Here is a 16,243-nt window from a genome sequence, read left to right on the forward strand (position 1 = left end):
TTAATGCTCAAGATTCCCGCCAGCTTGTAGGGCAAATCTGAATTTCTCCGATATTCCTTGGCCTGCTTGTAAGCGAGATGCTGGATATGCGGTATATCGTGGTCAACGATCCCGATCCTGGAGCACGTCGGGCTTATCAGACAGAGGGCTTTCACTTCATCCCGGGCATAGGTCTTGCCTACGACCTGACCCGGGAATACGATGGCCACAACCGGGAGGCAGATTCATATGAGCAATAATGTCAATCTCAAAATCAGGGACGAAGCGCTTGCCAGACTTGAGCGCATCCAGCGCTCTGGCAATTTCCGCGATTTCTTCGATGCAGCAGCCATCGAGGCTTTCAGCGAGGTGGAAAGCCCGGTGCTTGCAGGCAAGCCTCGTAAACGCAAGCCAGATGCCAAAGTGTCTTGAAGTAATCCGGCTTCAGTCTTCAGGATCAGCACGGCGACCTGAAAACCAGCCGGTTCGCACCCACGATGATGCAGTAGCCATCATGGCTGCAAGAGAAGGTCAAGGCACCCTCGGCAACGCTCGCTTGTGCGCGGTACGCCTGAAGGCTGTCTCGATAATCCCACGGGTGTCAGCACTGACCTCTTCGCCCATCAAATAAGCATCAATCTCGGCATAGCTACAGCCATACGCCGCTTCATCCAGCCTGCCCGGCTGCAAGTCTTCCAGATCCGCTGTCGGCGCCTTGAACACCAGTGCCTCTGGCGCTCCCAGTGCTTTGGCTACTTGTCTGACCTGGCCTTTGGTCAGGCCAGACAGCGGCGCCAGGTCGCAGGCACCATCGCCGAACTTGGTGAAAAAGCCCATCAGTGCCTCGGCGGCGTGATCCGTGCCGACCACCAGACCGTTGCAGAAGTTGGCAATCGCGTATTGCGCCACCATCCGTGTTCGAGCCTTGACGTTGCCTTTGGTGAAGTCGGTCTGCTCCGGGGTCGGCTGCAAGCCTTCAATGCTGATCGAGTCCATCAGGCCATCGACCGCAGCAGCGATATTGCTGGTGGTGATCTGATCCGGACGGATGAAGTCCAGCGCGGCCTGAGCATCACGCTCGTCGGCCTGGCTGCGGTATGGCAGGCGCACGGCGATAAACCGGGCGTCAACGCCCTCCTCGCGCAGTTGCTCCACCGCCAACTGGCACAAGCGCCCGGCGGTCAGCGAGTCGACACCGCCACTGATCCCCAGCACCAGAGTCTTGCAGCCCGACTCGCGCAGCACCTGCTTGATGAATCCGGTGCGCCGGGTGATCTCACTGGCTTCGGTGCCAGGCTGCCATTGCCGGTCGATATCCAGTTGCAGGGCAATGTCGCGTTGCAGTTGCGTGCTCATCAAAGATTCTCCTGCTTTGACTGATTGTTCAGGTCGACGTTGAACACCTGCGCTGCGTATTGCAGGAACGAGGCGTCTTCGCAGACGTTCTTCACCGGGTCGTCGGAAAACTTCACCACCGGTTCGCCATGCACCCGCACCAGTTTCATGACAATGCTCAGTGGCTCTACGCCTTCAACATCACACGCCAGGCTGGTGCCCATGCCGAAGCTGACTTTGGCCTTGCCCCGCACGTGGCGCAGGATCGGCAGGCATTTTTCGAAATTCAGCCCGTCGGAGAACATCAGGTCTTTGCTGCGCGGGTCGATGCCCAGTTCCTGGTAGCGCGCCAGCACCTTGTCGGCCCAGACGATGGGGTTGCCGGAGTCCTGGCGCAGGCCGTCGTACAGCTTGGCGAAGTACAGGTCGAAGTCCTTGAGGAAAAAGTCGGTGCTGATGCAGTCAGTCAGCGCGATCCCCAACCGGCCACGGTATTCACGCACCCAGTTTTCCAGCGCCGCGCTCTGGCTCTCGCGCAACCGGCCCATTTGCTGGTGGACCATCAGCCACTGGTGAGCCATGGTGCCGATCAGCGGCAGGTCGAATTCATAAGCCAGGTGCGCGTTGCTGGTCCCGACAAATACCCCCGGAAAGTCGCGGCGCATGATGTCGACCATTTCTCGCTGGGCACGGAACGACAAGCGCCGCCGGGTCGAAAAGTCTGAAACCCGAAGTTCGGCCAGCTCATCGGCGCTGGCATTTTTCTCCAGCCACTCGAATTTCTGATAGAGCCGACGGGTAACGTCTTCCAGCTCGACATCCGGGTATTTGTCGCGGTTGCGCAGTTCGCTGACCATCGCCAGCACCGGTTGCTCGAACATGATGCAGTGCAGCATCGGCCCGCGAACCCGGATATTCAGTTGGCCATCAACCTCCGAGACATGGATGTAGCGCAGGTTGAAGCGAAACAGGCCCAGGAACTGCTCGAAGTCCGGGGTCAGGTATTCACGAAAGCGCCGGTTGAACAGAAAGCGCTGCTCGCCCTCACGCATCTGCAGATCGGCCAGACGCTCCAGTTCGACGCGGATCTCGGGGATCAGGTGGCCGAGTTTTTCCTGCGAGCGAACAATAAACAGGTATTCCACATCCACATTGGGGTGCTGGTGCAGCACCGCCTGCATCATGGTGAAGGTGTAGTAGTCAGTGTCCAGCAGGCTCTGGATGACACCGGTGTCGCGGTCAAATGCGCTGTCCATGATCGTGCTCCTTATTCGCTGGCCAGTCTGGCGGTCTGTTCCCGGGTGGTGCCGATGGCAATGCCCGCTTGTTGCATCTCGTGGATCGCTTGCGCAGCACCCGCCTCACTGATAGCGCGGCAGGCCGGCAGGTGAATGATCACCTTGAAGCCGGCAGCGACCAGTTGCAGCGCGGTGGTCTTGACGCAGAAGTCCAGAGCCAGGCCACCGACAATCACTTGTTTGATCCCCCGGCTGTCCAGGTACTGCGCCACCCCGGTGGACAGTTTGCCGTGCAGGTCGTGGTACAGCGCGCCGTACGGGTGAAAGTCCGGCTCCACGCCCTTCCAGACGAAGTAGTCGTAGTCATAGGGCGCGGGCAGTTCGTCGAGCAAGTCAAAACCTTCAGTGCCCGGTACGCAGTGGCTGACCCAAGTCAGGTCGGCATGCGCAAGCCCCGTGGGTTGCAGCATCTGCTCATGGCCGCTAACCACCCAAGGGGCGTTGGGGCTGTGTGCATCCTTGCTGCCGACCCGCACGCTGGCCAGGGTTGCGATGAAGTTCAGATCGCTGGCGATCTGATCACCACCGGCTACCGGTAGTTCAGCGGGGCAAAGCGGCGTGAAGCCCTTCTGGGCGTCAACATCGAAAGAAGCGGTAGTGCTGAAGGAGCGGTTCATGTCGTGTACCTCCTGTTCGTGAAACCAAAGGTACACGTCATGTACTCTTGATGCAATCCGTTTTTTTCATCCACCGCAGTCTTGGCGTACGAAACACTCCATTCTGAGGCAGGATTCTCATTTCATCCGCCTGGCTTACGCAGCGCGTGAAACTGCTATAAGGTATATGACGTGTACTCACAAAAGGTAACCAGGCATGTACGAGATCGCAGTCTATGGCGGCGCCTTCAACCCGCCTCACATCGGCCATGTAAACGTCATGCTGGAAGCCGCGCGTCTGGCGCGCCGGGTGTTGGTGGTGCCCAGCTTCAGGCACCCGGATGGCAAGCAGATGGCCGATCACGCATTGCGCGTGGACTGGCTGCAGCGCATCGTCACGCATTTGCAGGCAGCGGCAATCAGCGTCAGCGACGTGGAGCAGCAACTGGCAGCCGATCAACCAGGGCTGGTCTACAGCTATGCGTTACTCGACCACCTGGCCGCCAGCCTGGGCGTCGCTGACCGGCAACTGGCCCTGGTGGTCGGCCCGGATGTGCTGCAACAACTGCCCCGTTTCTACCAGGGCGAAGCCTTACTGCGCAGGTTTGCAGTGATCAGCATTGCCGAACAGGCCCCGGTGCGCAGCAGCCTTCTGCGTGAACGCCTGCTGCAAGGAGAAGCATTGCCTGAACACTGGCTGGCCCCCGGCCTCAATCCGTTAAACTATCGCCACTACGCCGTTGCCGGACATTGACATGCAAGCCCCTACCCCCCCAAGAGCCGCTTACCTGCACACCATCGACCTGTGTGTGCTGCGCTACTGTCGCACCAGCCAGACCTTGCAGATCCTGCTCAATCAGCGCGACAACGAACCCTACGCCGGGCACTGGGCGCTGCCCGGTATCGTGGTCAATGGCGATGTCGAAGACCGCACTCTGGACGATGCGCTGGAGCGTCTGCGCAGCTCCAGCAAGGTCGCCATGCCGCTGGCCTGGAGTGAACAGGTCGGCACCGTGGGCGATGCGTTTCGTGATCCGCGTTGCTGGTCTTCATCGACTTACTATCTGGCGATTGTCAGCAGCAGCGTTGAACCGGGCGAAGGGCAACGCTTTGTGTCGTTGCAAGAGGCTGCCTCCGGGGTCTTCAAACTGCCTTTTGACCACAACAGGCTGGTTGCCGGCTGTCATGAGCGGCTGTTGTCCAAATCGATGTACAGCAGCCTGCCGCTGATGTTTCTGGGGGCGGAATTCAGCGCGCCGGAGGCGGTGAACATTTTCTCGCTGGTGCTGCAACGCCCGGTGCTCAAGACCAGCATCCGCCAGCGTTTGCTGAAAATGACTGAGGCCGGTTACCTGCGTGAATCAGGGCGCAAAAAGAACGGCGACGGCGGTCGGCCGCAGGCGACCCTGGACAATCTCAGGCCCGAGAGTCTGTACCTGTTTGATCGCAGCTTTTTGGACTGATCGGTCGCTCAGGCATCGCCACGGCATCTGTAGGAGCCGCTTTAGCGGCGAAGCGTATGCGAAACCGTTCGCAGCTAAAGCCAATACGGGTCACTTGGGCACTGTATGCCCCCGGTGGGAGCTTGCTCGCGAAGACGGCGGCGCATTCGCTACAAATGCTGTGACTTTACCGGCCTCTTCACGAGCAAGCTCGTTCCCACAGAGATTTGCGGCGCCTAATTGAACAGTATTGGCTTTAGCCGGGAAGCGTTGATCGGATGTTTCGCTGCTGAAGCTGCTAGGAGCCAATCAACTCGCGTACCCGTGTGGCCAGGGCTTCGGTGGTGAAGGGTTTGGTCAGGACCAGCCGGCCTTCGCCCAGATCCCCGCAGCCAATCGCGGCGCTTTCGGCGTAGCCGGTGATGAACAAGGTCTTGAGGCCTGCACGTACCTCCTGCCCGGCGTCGGCCATTTGCCGGCCGTTCATCCCGCCGGGCAGGCCCACGTCGGTAATCAACAGATCGATGCGCATATCCGAGCGCAGCAGTTTCAGCCCGGCCATGCTGTCGTTGGCTTCAATGACCGTATAGCCCAGTTCGCCAAGCACATCGGCCAGCAGCATGCGCACGGTGGGTTCGTCATCGACGATCAGAATCGCCTCGTCGGATGAGGCAGTGGCCGTGAACTCGCGTTCGGCATCGCCCTCCTCCTTTTGCGCCTCGCCCAGATGCCTGGGCAGGTACAAGCGCACCGTGGCGCCTTGTCCGGGTACCGAGTAAATCCGCGCCTGGCCGCCAGACTGCCTGGCAAAGCCGTAGATCATCGACAGGCCAAGGCCGGTGCCCTGGCCAATCGGCTTGGTGGTAAAGAATGGATCGAAAGCCTTGGCGATCACTTCCGGCGGCATGCCGGTACCGGTGTCGGTGACGCTGAGGGCGACATAGTCGCCTGCGCCAACCTCATAGGCAGCGGCCGTGACGGCATCAAGCTCACGGTTGGCCGTTTCGATGGTAATCCGCCCGCCATCGGGCATCGCATCGCGGGCGTTGATGCACAGATTGAGCAAGGCATTCTCAAGCTGACTGATATCCACCAGGGTCGGCCAAAGTTCATCCTGGCCCAAGGCTTCGATCTCGATGCCCGGCCCGACGGTGCGCTGGATCATCTCGGTCATACCGGCCACCAGCGTGTTGATATCGGTAGGCCGCGGGTCGAGGGTCTGACGCCGCGAGAAGGCAAGCAGCCGGTGGGTCAGTGAGGCCGCACGCTTGGCTGCACCCTGAGCGGCGCTGATGTACTTGCTGACATCCTTGAGCCGCCCCTGGGCGATGCGCATGTCCATCAGCTCCAGCGCGCCGGAGATACCGGCCAGCAGGTTATTGAAGTCGTGAGCCAGGCCACCGGTCAATTGACCGACCGCCTCCATCTTCTGCGACTGACGCAGCTTTTCTTCGGCTTGCATCAGTTCTGCGGTGCGTTCGGCCACGCGCAATTCCAGCGTGTCGTTGATGGCCCGCAAAGCGGCGGTGGCGCGATCACGCTCGGCCTCTACCGTGCGCCGCTCCTGCACGTCGATAAGCACACCGGGGAAACTCAGCGGCGTGCCGTCCGCTGCATGGTCGACCCGGCCATTGGCTTCGATCCAGTAATATTTGCCGTCAGCGCGGCGCACCCGGTACTGATGGGCATAAGCCCCGCCGCGAGCGACCACTTCGTTGATTGCCTCGATCAGCCCGTCAGTGTCGTCCGGGTGCACGGTGTCGATTATCTGACGCAGGCTCAGCCCGACCCGGCCCAGCGCCGGATCAAGGCCAAAGCCCTTGGCAAACCCTTCGTCGACCGTGAACCGATCGGTGGGCAAGTCCCAGTGCCAGGTGCCAATGATGGCCCCGGCAGCCAGAGCCAGTTGCACGCGCTCGACGTTTTCCCGTGCCACCGCTTCACTGAGCCGCAGCCGTTCCTGGGCAGTGCGGCGCGCGGTGACATCGCTGAAAAAGATCCCGATCTGGCGCTGCGCAGGGTCACCGACCCGCACCGCACGTACGTCGAACCAACGCTGGAAGGCTTCGGCGAAGTTCTCGAAGTTGGCCGGCTCACCGGTTTTGGCCACATGGCCGTAGGTTTGAAACCAGAACGGCTCAAGGTTCGGCGCGAATTCGGTCACCCACTTGCCGCGCAGGTTGACGCCGGCCTGACGTTCGAAGGCCGCGTTGACCTCGACGAAGCGATAGTCCACCGGTTGGTCCTGCTCGTTGAACTTCACCTGGACGATGGCAAAGGCCGCTTCGATGGTTTCCAGAATGGTCCGGTAGCGCTCTTCGCTCTCGCGCAAGGCGGTTTCGGCGCTGCGCATATGGCTCAGGTCGAGCATCGCGCCAATCATCCGCGTGGCCTGGCCGTCAGCATTCCGGATCACATGACCACGATCGAGCACTTCGGCGTACGAGCCATCGGCGCGGACAAAACGGTATTCATCGGTCCAGGAGGTTGCGCTGCCGTCGATCACCGCATGGATCGAGTGATCAATGCGCTGGCGGTCATCGGGGTGGATCTGCGCAATCCACCACTCGCCGGTCATGTCGTCAGGCCCAGGGCAATGGCCATAGGCTTGTTGCAGTGCGTCGTTCCACTGCACGTGGTTGCCCTGCAGGTCCCAGTCCCAGATTGCGTCGTTGGTGGCCTTGGCCACCAGCCGGTAGCGCTCCTGAGTCTCTTCGATGGCACGCGCGGTCGCGCAGCTTTCGGACTTGCGCGCGCCTGCGCAAGCACCCGGGGCGTGAAGGCCAGCTTCGGCCAGGGCCGCCCGCAGGCGCATCACCTCGGCTTCCAGCGCTGTACGGTCAAGATCTTTCAGGATTGCAACTACCTATGCAGGGTGTTTTGGACGATCAGGCACCGTTCGGGCACGGGTACAACAAGTGCGTTTGACAGGAACGATGCACAATCGTGCCATTCGATGCTGGCAAATGGCTGCCGCCATGCATTATCTTCCGGCTCAACAAGGACCACCACTCATATTCAACGGGACGGCACATGGACGCGCAACAACCGGCTTCGCCTGAGCAGCAAGCGCAATTCAACGCCGAGCACGCGCGCATCACCGAGCGCCGCCGCCTGCTGGGCCTGGCGCCGAAAAACGGCCGCTACTGGGCGCTGGCCCTGTCCGGTGGCGGGATCCGTAGCGCGACATTCAACCTTGGCGTGCTGCAAGCCCTGGCCAGGGCCAAGGCGCCCGATGCTTCGCCAGGCCAACCAGACGCTGGCAAACGCCTGCTGAGCCGCTTCGATTACTTGTCGACGGTCAGCGGCGGCGGCTATCTGGGCTCGTTCTTTGGCAGTCTGTTCGTGCCGGGCCGCCTGCGTGGCAACGAGGCGCCTGAAGCCTCTGCCAACCCGCCAGTCACAGCGGCCGAACAGGCTTATGAGGTACTGGACTACGAACCGCCAGGGCGTATTCATACCAGCACCGATTATGCCCGTGCGCCGGCAGGTGCAGCGCCGCTGGCCTGGCTGCGGGAAAACGGCCGTTACCTGACCCCTACCGGGGCCGGTGACCTGTTCTATTTGCTGGGCATCTCGCTGCGCAACCTGATGGCCGTGCATCTGGTCATCGGCATGCCGTTGCTGTTTGCCCTGGCCATAGCGACGCTGCTACAGGTCGCCGTGGCCGGAAGTTCGTTGTGCGCTGCCAATAGCGTCTTGAGCGCAGTGCTTTGCAATTCGCTCTGGTGGTTGCCGGCCGGGTCCGTGCTGCTTGCGGTGATACCGCTGATGCTGGCGTTCTGGATGGTCTACGCCCGCGACAATCAAAACGACCCGGTAAATCTGTGCAATTGGGCGGTTCTCGCCACGCTGGGTGCCGGTGCGTTGCTGCTGGGCCTGGGATTGCTCGCGCCAGGCCTTGCGCCGCCGTTGTCGGCGGTTCTGCTCGGCAGTGGCGGGCTGTCCTGGCTGGGTGTCGTGATGTGTGTTGCAGTCGCACTGCATCTGCGCTGCAAGCGCAACAAAGACCCGGCTTTACCGGTCTGGGGCAGCGTGGGCACCTATCGGGTGATGGTCACCCGTTACCTGGCTCAAACCTTGATCCTGACCCTGGCGCTGGGCTTTCTCGCGCTGGTGCCGTGGCTGGCTCAGGCGCTGTATGACAGCGAGTACCGCGCCTCGTTGATGGTGTTGCCGGCACTGATTGCCGCCGTTCGCGGGTTGGCCGGGCTGTTGGACGGCAAAGCCGTGCTGGGCTGGCTGAGCCGTCTGCCACTGGGGCTGATCGCGGGCGTGGCCGGCCTTGAGATTTTTCTACTGGTAGCGCTGATCTGGGGCTTGCTGGTGGAATTCGTACGAGCCGAAGGTCCAGCGTCCGGGACTCTGCTGCGCCTGACCGGGCTGGCCGCCGTCGCCTTGGTCTTGAGCCTGGTGGCCGGGCGGTTTGTCGGTTTTCTCAACCAGTCTTCGTTGCAGTCGTTCTATAGCAGCCGCCTGGCGCGGGCCTACCTTGGCGCCTCCAACGGCCTGCGTTTTGCCGGCGCAAGCGGCAAGATTCGCCGCCAGCGCCTCAGTGTTGCCGAAGCACTGCCCGGTGACGATATCGCTATCGAGGACTATTACAGCACCACCACCTGCGCGCCGGTGCACCTGATCAACGTGACCATGAACCTCACTGTCGACCCGGCCGAGCAGTTGGTACAGCGTGACCGCAAAGGCATGCCGCTGTGCCTGGCGCCGAGCGGGCGCGCAGGTGCCGACAGTGTCAGTTATGTGCTCGACGGCTACCCGCGTGCCCGCTCGCAGCAGAGCCGTTGGGGCAGCGAGATCCAGCAGCCGTTGGGCCTGGCGTACTGGGTGGCGACCTCGGGGGCGGCGGTCTCCACCGGCCTGGGCCGGGCCACGACACTGGGCACCTCGTTGTGTCTGGGCTTGAGCAACCTGCGGCTGGGCACCTGGTGGTCGAGCAACTTCCTTGAACCCGGCGAACAGCCCAGGGATGACCGCGTCTGGCGTGACAAGGGCTGGAGCCGCGTGTTTGCGACCCAGACCTACCTGTTCTACGAGCTGAGCGCGCATTTTCATGGCGTACGTCGCGATTACCAGTATCTGTCTGACGGCGGCCATTTTGAGAACACTGCAACCTACGAGCTGATCCGCGAAGGGCGTGATATCGAGCTGATTGTGACCTGTGACTGCGGCGCTGATCCGGACTTCGCGTTCAATGACCTGGCCAACCTGATCCGCCTGGCCCGCATCGATCAGGCGCTGGAAATCGTCGAGGACCAAGGCGTGCACGGGGTCGCTGCGCTGGCGCCCTACTTCGGCCATGCCGGCAGCTTCGCCAGCACGGCACCTGAAGACAGCCGCCGCTGCGCGATGCTGTTCAATGTGCTCGACCAAAAGGGCGTTACCAGCGCACGCATCCTGCTGCTCAAACCCAGAGTCATTACTGGCCTGCCGGTGGATGTGTTCAATTACGCCAACGCGCATCCGACCTTTCCCAACGAAAGCACCGCGGACCAGTTCTTCAACGAAGCGCAGTTCGAAAGCTATCGGCAACTGGGCCTGCAGATCGGCCAAACCCTGTTCGGTAACGGCCAGCCGAGCGACGTGAGTGATGCGCTGTGGCGTTATTTGCAGCAATGATCCACCCGCACAGCCCGGTGTCCTGACTCTGGATACCGGGTTCTGACGCTTTGGCGCAAGGAAATCGCATCGACGGTCACCCTAGCGCCGCGAGCTGCGTATAATCGCGCGCCCATTCTTCTGCCCGGTGCCGATAAACGCCCATGAAAAAACTGCTTCTGCTGTTGAGTCTTGTCCTGTCCTGCAATGCGCCCGCCCTGGCCGCGCCACCTTCGAACTTCTCCGAGGCCAAAGTCGTGGCCAAGGAAAAGATCTACAACGACCAGGCCAATAGCGCCCTTGGCGAACTGTATTGCGGTTGCCAGTGGGAGTGGGAAGGCAAGTCCGGTGGCAAACTCAATCCGAAAGCGTGCGGCTACCAGCCACGCAACCAGAACGAACGTGCCGAACGCACCGAGTGGGAGCACATCGTCCCCGCCTGGACCTTCGGCCATCAGCGCCAGTGCTGGCAGAAAGGCGGCCGCGAGTTTTGTGAAAAGGACGACCCGGTGTTCCGTGTCATGGAAGCCAACCTGTTCAACCTCTACCCCGCAGTGGGTGAAGTGAACGGCGACCGCGGCAACTTCAGCTACGGTATGGTCACCTCGAAAAAACCGCAGTACGGCCAGTGCCAGACCAAAGTGGACTTCGCCCAGAAAGTCGCCGAACCCCGTGATGAGGTCAAGGGGCTGGTAGCCCGGACCACTTTCTATATGTTCGATCGCTACAACCTGAACATGTCGCGCCAGCAGCAGCAACTGCTGATGGCCTGGAACAAAGAGCACCCGGTCAAACCTTGGGAAAAGCTGCGCGATCAACGCATCGCAGCGATCATGGGCCACAACAATCCATTCGTGACCGGCGAGCGTGTCTGGACAGACGGCTACAAACCGGTGGGTGATGGCGTGGTCAGTGCTATTGCTGCAAAGCCTGCCACTGTCAGTCAGCCGGCTGCGGCAACAGCCAGCACTGCAGGCGCGATCATCGCCAGCAAGAACGGCAATAGCTATCACTTGCCCGAAGGCTGCCCAAGCTATAGCGCGATCAAGGAAAAAAATCGGGTCTATTTCGAAACCGAAGCGCAAGCCTTGGCCGCGGGTTACAAGAAAGCCGGCAACTGCAAGTAACGCTGGGAACTCTAGCGCTGCTGAAGCTGGCTGGCGTGTTTAAGCTCGATCTGCGACACGCCCTTGTAACGCTCAAGCATGCCAATCGCGCAAACCACCTTGCCTTCGAGTGTCGAGGACAACTGTGAACCGAATGCTTCGCGGTCCGGACCCCAGACAATCAGCACCAACCGCGAGCTGTTCGGGTAGGCGGCCCCTACTTCAATCCAGGTTGGCTGGCCTTTCACGTTGTCCTTTTGAGTAACGCGGATGACCGGCCCGGTGATGGCGGCGACCTGACCGATATTGTCGGAAGCCGCTCGCCAGTCTAACGGGCTATCACAGGTAGCCCCTGAGGGCGAGCCCAGCGCAGGAGCTGCCTGGCTGACCGCTACGGCACGAGCTTCGGAGCCGCTGTCCTTGAAAAAAAACGCCAACATGAACACACCCACCAGGACCGTGAGCGACGTGATTGAGTACTTCATGATCGAGGTTTCCCTTGCAAGCGTGTCTATTTCACTTTTCTGAGCCGCCGCCAGGGTTTCAAGCCTGCGGTGTTCCTCAGCGTTCAATGTTTCGTCCCTGGCCTTTGCCCGCTGGCGCTTGAGCAAGAGACCAATGTGCTCGGCACAGCGGCCTGGCTGGTCACGGACATCCCGATTGGCGAATCGCAAGACGAACCAGCCCTGCGACGTCAGGGATGACTGGCGTCGCTGCCAGTCCACAAACTCAGCATGCGACATCCCCGAACCGGTGCCGCGCTTGTCATACCCGTCCACTTCAATCGCGATGCGAACATCGCCATCTTCCTCGATCACGAAATCGCAAAATCGCGGCTTGCCGTTGCTGTCTTTGAACGGGAACTGAACGTTGATGGTCGAGAAATCAATGCCGGGAACCAAGGGAAGAACGCTGTGCGCGAACAATTGTTCAAATTGCCCGCCGAATGCCGCTTCGTGTTTTTTCAACCAATCCTGGTGGGTCATAGCGCCTGCCTGGCTATGCAAAATCAGCGAGATAGGTTTGACGCAAAAGGCGATGGAGCAACCTTTGCAGCAATAACTCGGCCGTTTCGTGCGTAATATCAAAATGAATCGCCAATTCTGGCCAAGTCTGTAGGAAAAGTCGACTTACGCTGTATGTATCAGAGCTATTGAGTTCTGGTTATCAGGGTTTTGCATGCCGCCGGCAGCGCTCGGAGCAATACTTCACATCATCCCAGCAACGCTCCCAGCGCTTGCGCCAACTGAACGGTCTGCCGCACACGACACAGATTTTGTGCGGCAGGTCAGCTTTGCTGACCCCTTTCATAACGCCTCCCCGGCATCCAGCCTGGCCAGCAGATTTTCGCCGCGCTGCCAGAGCCGCTGCTTGCATGTCTCGTCCATGTCATCGAGATTGCGGTAGATGACCGCCATGCGCGGATTGCTGGCGAACTGCGCCTGATGACGCATCAGAAAATGCCAGTACAGCGCATTGAACGGACAGCCATCCTCTTCAACGCTGCGCTCTACCGAGTACTGGCAAGCCCCGCAGTAGTCAGACATGCGCTGAATATAGCGGCCACTGGCGCAGTACGGTTTGGAGCCCAGGTAGCCGCCGTCGGCGTGCATCACCATGCCCAGCGTGTTGGGCAGTTCCACCCAGTCGAAGGCGTCCATGTACACCGCCAGATACCACTGGCAGATGGCTGACGGGGCAATGCCGGCCAGTAACGCGAAGTTGCCGGTAATCATCAGCCGCTGGATGTGATGCGCGTAACCCAGCTCCAGGGTCTGGCCGATGGTCTGGGCCATGCAGCGCATGCCGGTGGCGGCGGTCCAGTAGAAGTCTGGCAAAGCGCGCTGATTGCCCAGCGCATTGAGCCCGGCGTATTCGGGCATGCGCAGCCAGTAGATGCCGCGCACGTATTCACGCCAGCCGATCAACTGGCGAATGAAGCCCTCGGCGGCGTTGAGCGGTACCCGGCCCTGGCGGTAGGCCTGTTCGACGTCATCGCACAACTGGCGCACATCGAGCAGGCCGATGTTCAGCGCCGCGCTGATCCGCGCATGAAACAGAAACGGCTCGCCTTCGGCCATGGCGTCCTGGTAGTCGCCGAAAGCGGCCAGGGCAAAATCCATGAAGTGCTGCCACAGTTCCTGCGCCTGGCCGTGAGTGACGGGATAATCGAACCCCTCGACGCTGCCGTAGTGGTCAGTGAAATGCTCGCGCACCAGGCCAATGACCTCAGCGGTCATGCGGTCGTGGGCAAACCGCGCGGCAAAGGGGCCGCGTAGCCCTCGGGGGAGCGACTTGCGATTGTCGCTGTCGAAATTCCACGCCCCGCCTGTCGGGCTGCCGTCGGGTTCCAGCAACCAGCCGCCACGCTGACGCATCAGCCGGTAGAACGACTCCATGCGCAACTGGCTGCGGCCTGCCGCCCAACCGGCGAAGTAGTGCCGCGAGCAGAGAAAACGCCGGTCCTTGTGCCAGACCAGCGGCAGGCCGCTGTCGTGCAGCGCCTGTTCCAGCCGCCATTCACCGCACTCGGTGACATGCACCTGGCTGGCATTGAGGTGCGCCTGCCAGCGCAGCAGTTCGCCGGCAATGCTGCCGCTGTTGTCGGCATCGTCCAGCTTCACGTACACCAGTTGCCAGCCGCGCTGACGCAGCGCTTCGGCAAAATGGCGCATGGCGCTGAAAATCAGCACGATCTTTTGCGGGTGATGCGGCACGTAACGGGTCTCGTCACGCACTTCAGCCATCAGCAGCACGTCACGGCGCCGGTCCAGGGTCTGCAACAGATCAAGCTCGAAGGACAACTGATCGCCCAGAATCAGACCCAGCTTCGGGTGCGCCGTGGTATGAGGCGCCTCTACCACTGGCGCTCCAGGTTCAATGGCAGGCGCAAGGGCTCGACCGGACCGTCGCGGCGTCCACACATTTCGTCATGCACCACATGCTGGATCAGCACACAGGGCAGCGGCGGTAACTGGTGGTCATGCAACAAATCACGCAAATGCGTGGTGGAACGCAAATGCATGACCCGGCCCTGGCCGTCGAGCAAGTCGTGACTGCCCAACTGCGATTTGACCCGCAACATGTAAATGCCACCCTCCAGCGAGTACAGCTCCAGTTCATCGACCTCGCCAGCCTTGGCCAGGCTGACCAACGTGTTCAGGTTCATGGAGAAAGCTCCGCAAAGTTGTACAGCCAATAGAGCTTGTACAGGAATTTTAATTCCATACTCAAGTTCGCGCTAACTTTTGGCCGATTAGCGACTCCGATACTTAACAGGCCGTTGAAAAACGTTGGCGAGGCAGCCAGTGCAAGGCAAAAACAGGCGAAAAACGGTCGGAGTCGCGCTCGACTTTACAAGTTGTAAATGAGCATTTTGACCGGGCTGGCGTTCCAGCCTGTTTTTAACGCAGCAATGGCGCGCGTAGCGCCGAAGGCGCCCAGCCAGCAGATAGTTTTGCAACAGCCTGTTAGACCCGCTCTGATCAATCAAGGAGACTCCCATGACCCTGCGCACCACCCTGCTCTGCTCCTGCCTGTTGCTGACCCTGACCGGTTGCGCGGGGTCCGGCGATGAACAGCACAATGCGCCTGCGACCATGCAGGTTGATCTGCAGCGCTACCAGGGCACCTGGTATGAACTGGCGCGCCTGCCGATGTTCTTCCAGCGCAACTGCGTACAGTCCCAAGCCCAGTATGGCTTGCGGGCCGATGGCAAGATCGATGTCACCAATAGCTGCACCGACGCCGATGGCCAGTCGCAACAGGTCCAAGGCGTTGCCGAGCCGCAGGTTGCCGGCAAGACCGACAAACTCTGGGTGACTTTCGATAACTGGTTCAGCCGGCTGTTCCCCAGCGTAAGCCGCGGCCAGTATTGGGTGCTGTACCACGACAAGGACTATCGCGTGGCGCTGGTGGGCCATCCCGACCGCGACTACCTGTGGCTGTTGTCACGTACCCCGGCAGTGACTGACGAGACCCGCAATCATTTGCTGGAGATCGCCCGCCAACAGGGCTATGACACCCGCGAACTGGTCTGGCGCCAGGAACCTTGAAGCATCCAGACAGTTGTGATGAATAATCCGGACAAGGCCATTGATATGCTTCCACATAGCCGACAAGGTCAGGGCTCTCCTGCTCTGGTTCTCATGCATTTTCTCGGTGGCTCACACCGTACTTGGTCAGCGGCTTTGCCGTTTCTCGACCGTCACCATCATTGTGTTGCCCTCGATACCCCAGGCTTTGGTGATGCCGCCGAGGTCAGCGGCTACAGCGTGAGCGAGATGGCCGATCATCTGGATGCCACGATACGCAGCCTGGGGTTGCAACGCTGCATTCTGGTCGGCCATTCGATGACCGGCAAAGTGGCGGTGGTGCTGGCTTCACGGCGGCCGGCGTATCTCGCCGGGCTGATTCTGGTCGCGCCCTCACCGCCCGGCCCGCAGCCAATGAGCGAGCAGGACCGCGATCGCCAGCGTGGCTATCAGTGCACACGCCAGCAGGCAGAAGCCTTCATCGATGAGTCCAGCGCGCACCGGTTACCCGATGCCTTGCGCGAGGTGGCAATTGCCGACGCCCGGCAGGTCAACCTGGACGCCTGGCGCGCCTGGGTCGACCATGGCAGCCGCGAAGACTGGAGCGACCTGATCGGCAACCTGGCCTACCCGGTGCTGCTGGTATGCGGTGCTGATGACCAGCAGGTGCCGGGGCCGCAGGAACAGGCACGGACCACCCTCGCGCATTTTCCTGACAGCCGTATTGAGGTGATGCCCGGCGCCGGGCATCTGATGCCTTTGCAGACACCCCAGGCACTGGCGGAACTGATGCTGGGGTTTGCTGCGTCATTGCGGGTTTGATTGATCCGGCGCTCAAGATTG

15 protein-coding genes are annotated in these 16,243 nt (G+C 60.9%); 7 read left to right on the top strand and 8 right to left on the bottom strand.

Annotated elements, in window-relative coordinates:
- Window positions 1-228: 228 nt before the first annotated feature.
- The gene (locus NJC40_RS20545; RefSeq protein WP_045491336.1) at window positions 229-411 is read left to right on the top strand and encodes a hypothetical protein; all 183 of its coding nucleotides are present in this window, start codon (window positions 229-231) and stop codon (window positions 409-411) included.
- Between the two features lie 99 nt (window positions 412-510).
- On the opposite strand, the gene nadE is transcribed toward NJC40_RS20545, so the two are convergent.
- From nadE to NJC40_RS20560, 3 genes are read right to left on the bottom strand one after another with little or no spacing between them, the layout of a single operon-like run.
- A complete protein-coding gene (nadE, locus tag NJC40_RS20550; protein ID WP_253141269.1) occupies window positions 511-1,335 on the bottom strand; it encodes an NAD(+) synthase in 825 nt (274 codons plus the stop codon).
- Window positions 1,335-2,570 (bottom strand): nicotinate phosphoribosyltransferase, encoded by a 1,236-nt coding sequence (gene pncB / locus NJC40_RS20555; RefSeq protein WP_253141271.1) that lies wholly within the window; start codon window positions 2,568-2,570, stop codon window positions 1,335-1,337. Before pncB ends, nadE begins: the two co-directional genes overlap by 1 nt.
- Before the next feature lie 11 nt (window positions 2,571-2,581).
- A complete protein-coding gene (locus NJC40_RS20560) occupies window positions 2,582-3,229 on the bottom strand; it encodes a nicotinamidase (protein ID WP_045491342.1) in 648 nt (215 codons plus the stop codon).
- A 196-nt stretch (window positions 3,230-3,425) separates the two neighbouring features.
- Here NJC40_RS20560 and NJC40_RS20565 point away from each other — a divergent pair, with 196 nt between their 5' ends.
- A complete protein-coding gene (locus NJC40_RS20565) occupies window positions 3,426-3,962 on the top strand; it encodes an adenylyltransferase/cytidyltransferase family protein (RefSeq protein WP_253141273.1) in 537 nt (178 codons plus the stop codon).
- A gap of 1 nt (window position 3,963) precedes the next feature.
- Window positions 3,964-4,671 (top strand): NUDIX hydrolase, encoded by a 708-nt coding sequence (locus NJC40_RS20570; protein ID WP_045491346.1) that lies wholly within the window; start codon window positions 3,964-3,966, stop codon window positions 4,669-4,671.
- A gap of 277 nt (window positions 4,672-4,948) precedes the next feature.
- Here NJC40_RS20570 and NJC40_RS20575 read toward each other — a convergent pair whose 3' ends face one another.
- Complete coding sequence (locus NJC40_RS20575) at window positions 4,949-7,465, bottom strand: PAS domain-containing protein (RefSeq protein ID WP_253141275.1); 2,517 nt, start codon at window positions 7,463-7,465, stop codon at window positions 4,949-4,951.
- Window positions 7,466-7,683: 218 nt separating this feature from the next.
- Between NJC40_RS20575 and NJC40_RS20580 the strand changes: the two genes are divergently transcribed.
- The gene (locus tag NJC40_RS20580; protein ID WP_253141278.1) at window positions 7,684-10,281 is read left to right on the top strand and encodes a patatin-like phospholipase domain-containing protein; all 2,598 of its coding nucleotides are present in this window, start codon (window positions 7,684-7,686) and stop codon (window positions 10,279-10,281) included.
- Between the two features lie 143 nt (window positions 10,282-10,424).
- On the top strand, window positions 10,425-11,387 hold the full coding sequence (locus tag NJC40_RS20585; RefSeq protein WP_253141280.1) for an endonuclease: 963 nt from the start codon (window positions 10,425-10,427) through the stop codon (window positions 11,385-11,387).
- A gap of 11 nt (window positions 11,388-11,398) precedes the next feature.
- Here NJC40_RS20585 and NJC40_RS20590 read toward each other — a convergent pair whose 3' ends face one another.
- The 4 genes from NJC40_RS20590 to NJC40_RS20605 form a co-directional block, all read right to left on the bottom strand.
- Window positions 11,399-12,352, bottom strand: a complete 954-nt coding sequence (locus tag NJC40_RS20590; RefSeq protein ID WP_253141282.1) for a DUF559 domain-containing protein — start codon at window positions 12,350-12,352, stop codon at window positions 11,399-11,401.
- 181 nt (window positions 12,353-12,533) lie between these two features.
- On the bottom strand, window positions 12,534-12,677 hold the full coding sequence (locus NJC40_RS20595; protein ID WP_253141284.1) for a DUF2256 domain-containing protein: 144 nt from the start codon (window positions 12,675-12,677) through the stop codon (window positions 12,534-12,536).
- Window positions 12,674-14,230: a cryptochrome/photolyase family protein gene (locus NJC40_RS20600; RefSeq protein ID WP_253141285.1), complete on the bottom strand. Its 1,557-nt coding sequence runs from the start codon at window positions 14,228-14,230 to the stop codon at window positions 12,674-12,676. The genes NJC40_RS20595 and NJC40_RS20600 overlap by 4 nt, the downstream gene beginning before the upstream one ends.
- Entirely contained in the window at window positions 14,224-14,535 is a 312-nt protein-coding gene (locus NJC40_RS20605; protein ID WP_253141287.1) for a DUF6482 family protein, read from the bottom strand. Before NJC40_RS20605 ends, NJC40_RS20600 begins: the two co-directional genes overlap by 7 nt.
- Window positions 14,536-14,869: 334 nt before the next feature.
- On the opposite strand from NJC40_RS20605, the gene NJC40_RS20610 reads away from it, so the two are divergent.
- Together NJC40_RS20610 and NJC40_RS20615 are read left to right on the top strand one after the other, a co-directional pair.
- Window positions 14,870-15,421 carry a lipocalin family protein gene (locus tag NJC40_RS20610; protein WP_045491362.1) on the top strand — a complete coding sequence of 184 codons (552 nt, stop codon included), beginning with the start codon at window positions 14,870-14,872 and terminating at the stop codon, window positions 15,419-15,421.
- Window positions 15,422-15,514: 93 nt separating this feature from the next.
- Window positions 15,515-16,222, top strand: a complete 708-nt coding sequence (locus NJC40_RS20615) for an alpha/beta fold hydrolase (RefSeq protein ID WP_492180403.1) — start codon at window positions 15,515-15,517, stop codon at window positions 16,220-16,222.
- The last annotated feature ends 21 nt before the right edge of the window (window positions 16,223-16,243 follow it).

Origin of the sequence: Pseudomonas sp. 21LCFQ02 (genome assembly GCF_024129895.2) — a bacterium.
GTDB lineage: Bacteria > Pseudomonadota > Gammaproteobacteria > Pseudomonadales > Pseudomonadaceae > Aquipseudomonas.

Excerpts from the sequence above, each read along its gene's own strand:
- pncB (WP_253141271.1), bottom strand. The coding sequence starts at position 2,570 with ATGGACAGCGCATTTGACCGCGACACCGGTGTCATCCAGAGCCTGCTG.
- NJC40_RS20605 (WP_253141287.1), bottom strand. The coding sequence starts at position 14,535 with ATGAACCTGAACACGTTGGTCAGCCTGGCCAAGGCTGGCGAGGTCGAT.
- NJC40_RS20615 (WP_492180403.1), top strand. The coding sequence starts at position 15,515 with ATGCATTTTCTCGGTGGCTCACACCGTACTTGGTCAGCGGCTTTGCCG.
- NJC40_RS20595 (WP_253141284.1), bottom strand. The coding sequence starts at position 12,677 with ATGAAAGGGGTCAGCAAAGCTGACCTGCCGCACAAAATCTGTGTCGTG.
- NJC40_RS20580 (WP_253141278.1), top strand. The coding sequence starts at position 7,684 with ATGGACGCGCAACAACCGGCTTCGCCTGAGCAGCAAGCGCAATTCAAC.
- NJC40_RS20570 (WP_045491346.1), top strand. The coding sequence starts at position 3,964 with ATGCAAGCCCCTACCCCCCCAAGAGCCGCTTACCTGCACACCATCGAC.
- NJC40_RS20610 (WP_045491362.1), top strand. The coding sequence starts at position 14,870 with ATGACCCTGCGCACCACCCTGCTCTGCTCCTGCCTGTTGCTGACCCTG.
- NJC40_RS20575 (WP_253141275.1), bottom strand. The coding sequence starts at position 7,465 with ATGCGCCTGCGGGCGGCCCTGGCCGAAGCTGGCCTTCACGCCCCGGGT.
- NJC40_RS20590 (WP_253141282.1), bottom strand. The coding sequence starts at position 12,352 with ATGACCCACCAGGATTGGTTGAAAAAACACGAAGCGGCATTCGGCGGG.
- NJC40_RS20565 (WP_253141273.1), top strand. The coding sequence starts at position 3,426 with ATGTACGAGATCGCAGTCTATGGCGGCGCCTTCAACCCGCCTCACATC.
- NJC40_RS20560 (WP_045491342.1), bottom strand. The coding sequence starts at position 3,229 with ATGAACCGCTCCTTCAGCACTACCGCTTCTTTCGATGTTGACGCCCAG.
- nadE (WP_253141269.1), bottom strand. The coding sequence starts at position 1,335 with ATGAGCACGCAACTGCAACGCGACATTGCCCTGCAACTGGATATCGAC.
- NJC40_RS20545 (WP_045491336.1), top strand. The coding sequence starts at position 229 with ATGAGCAATAATGTCAATCTCAAAATCAGGGACGAAGCGCTTGCCAGA.
- NJC40_RS20585 (WP_253141280.1), top strand. The coding sequence starts at position 10,425 with ATGAAAAAACTGCTTCTGCTGTTGAGTCTTGTCCTGTCCTGCAATGCG.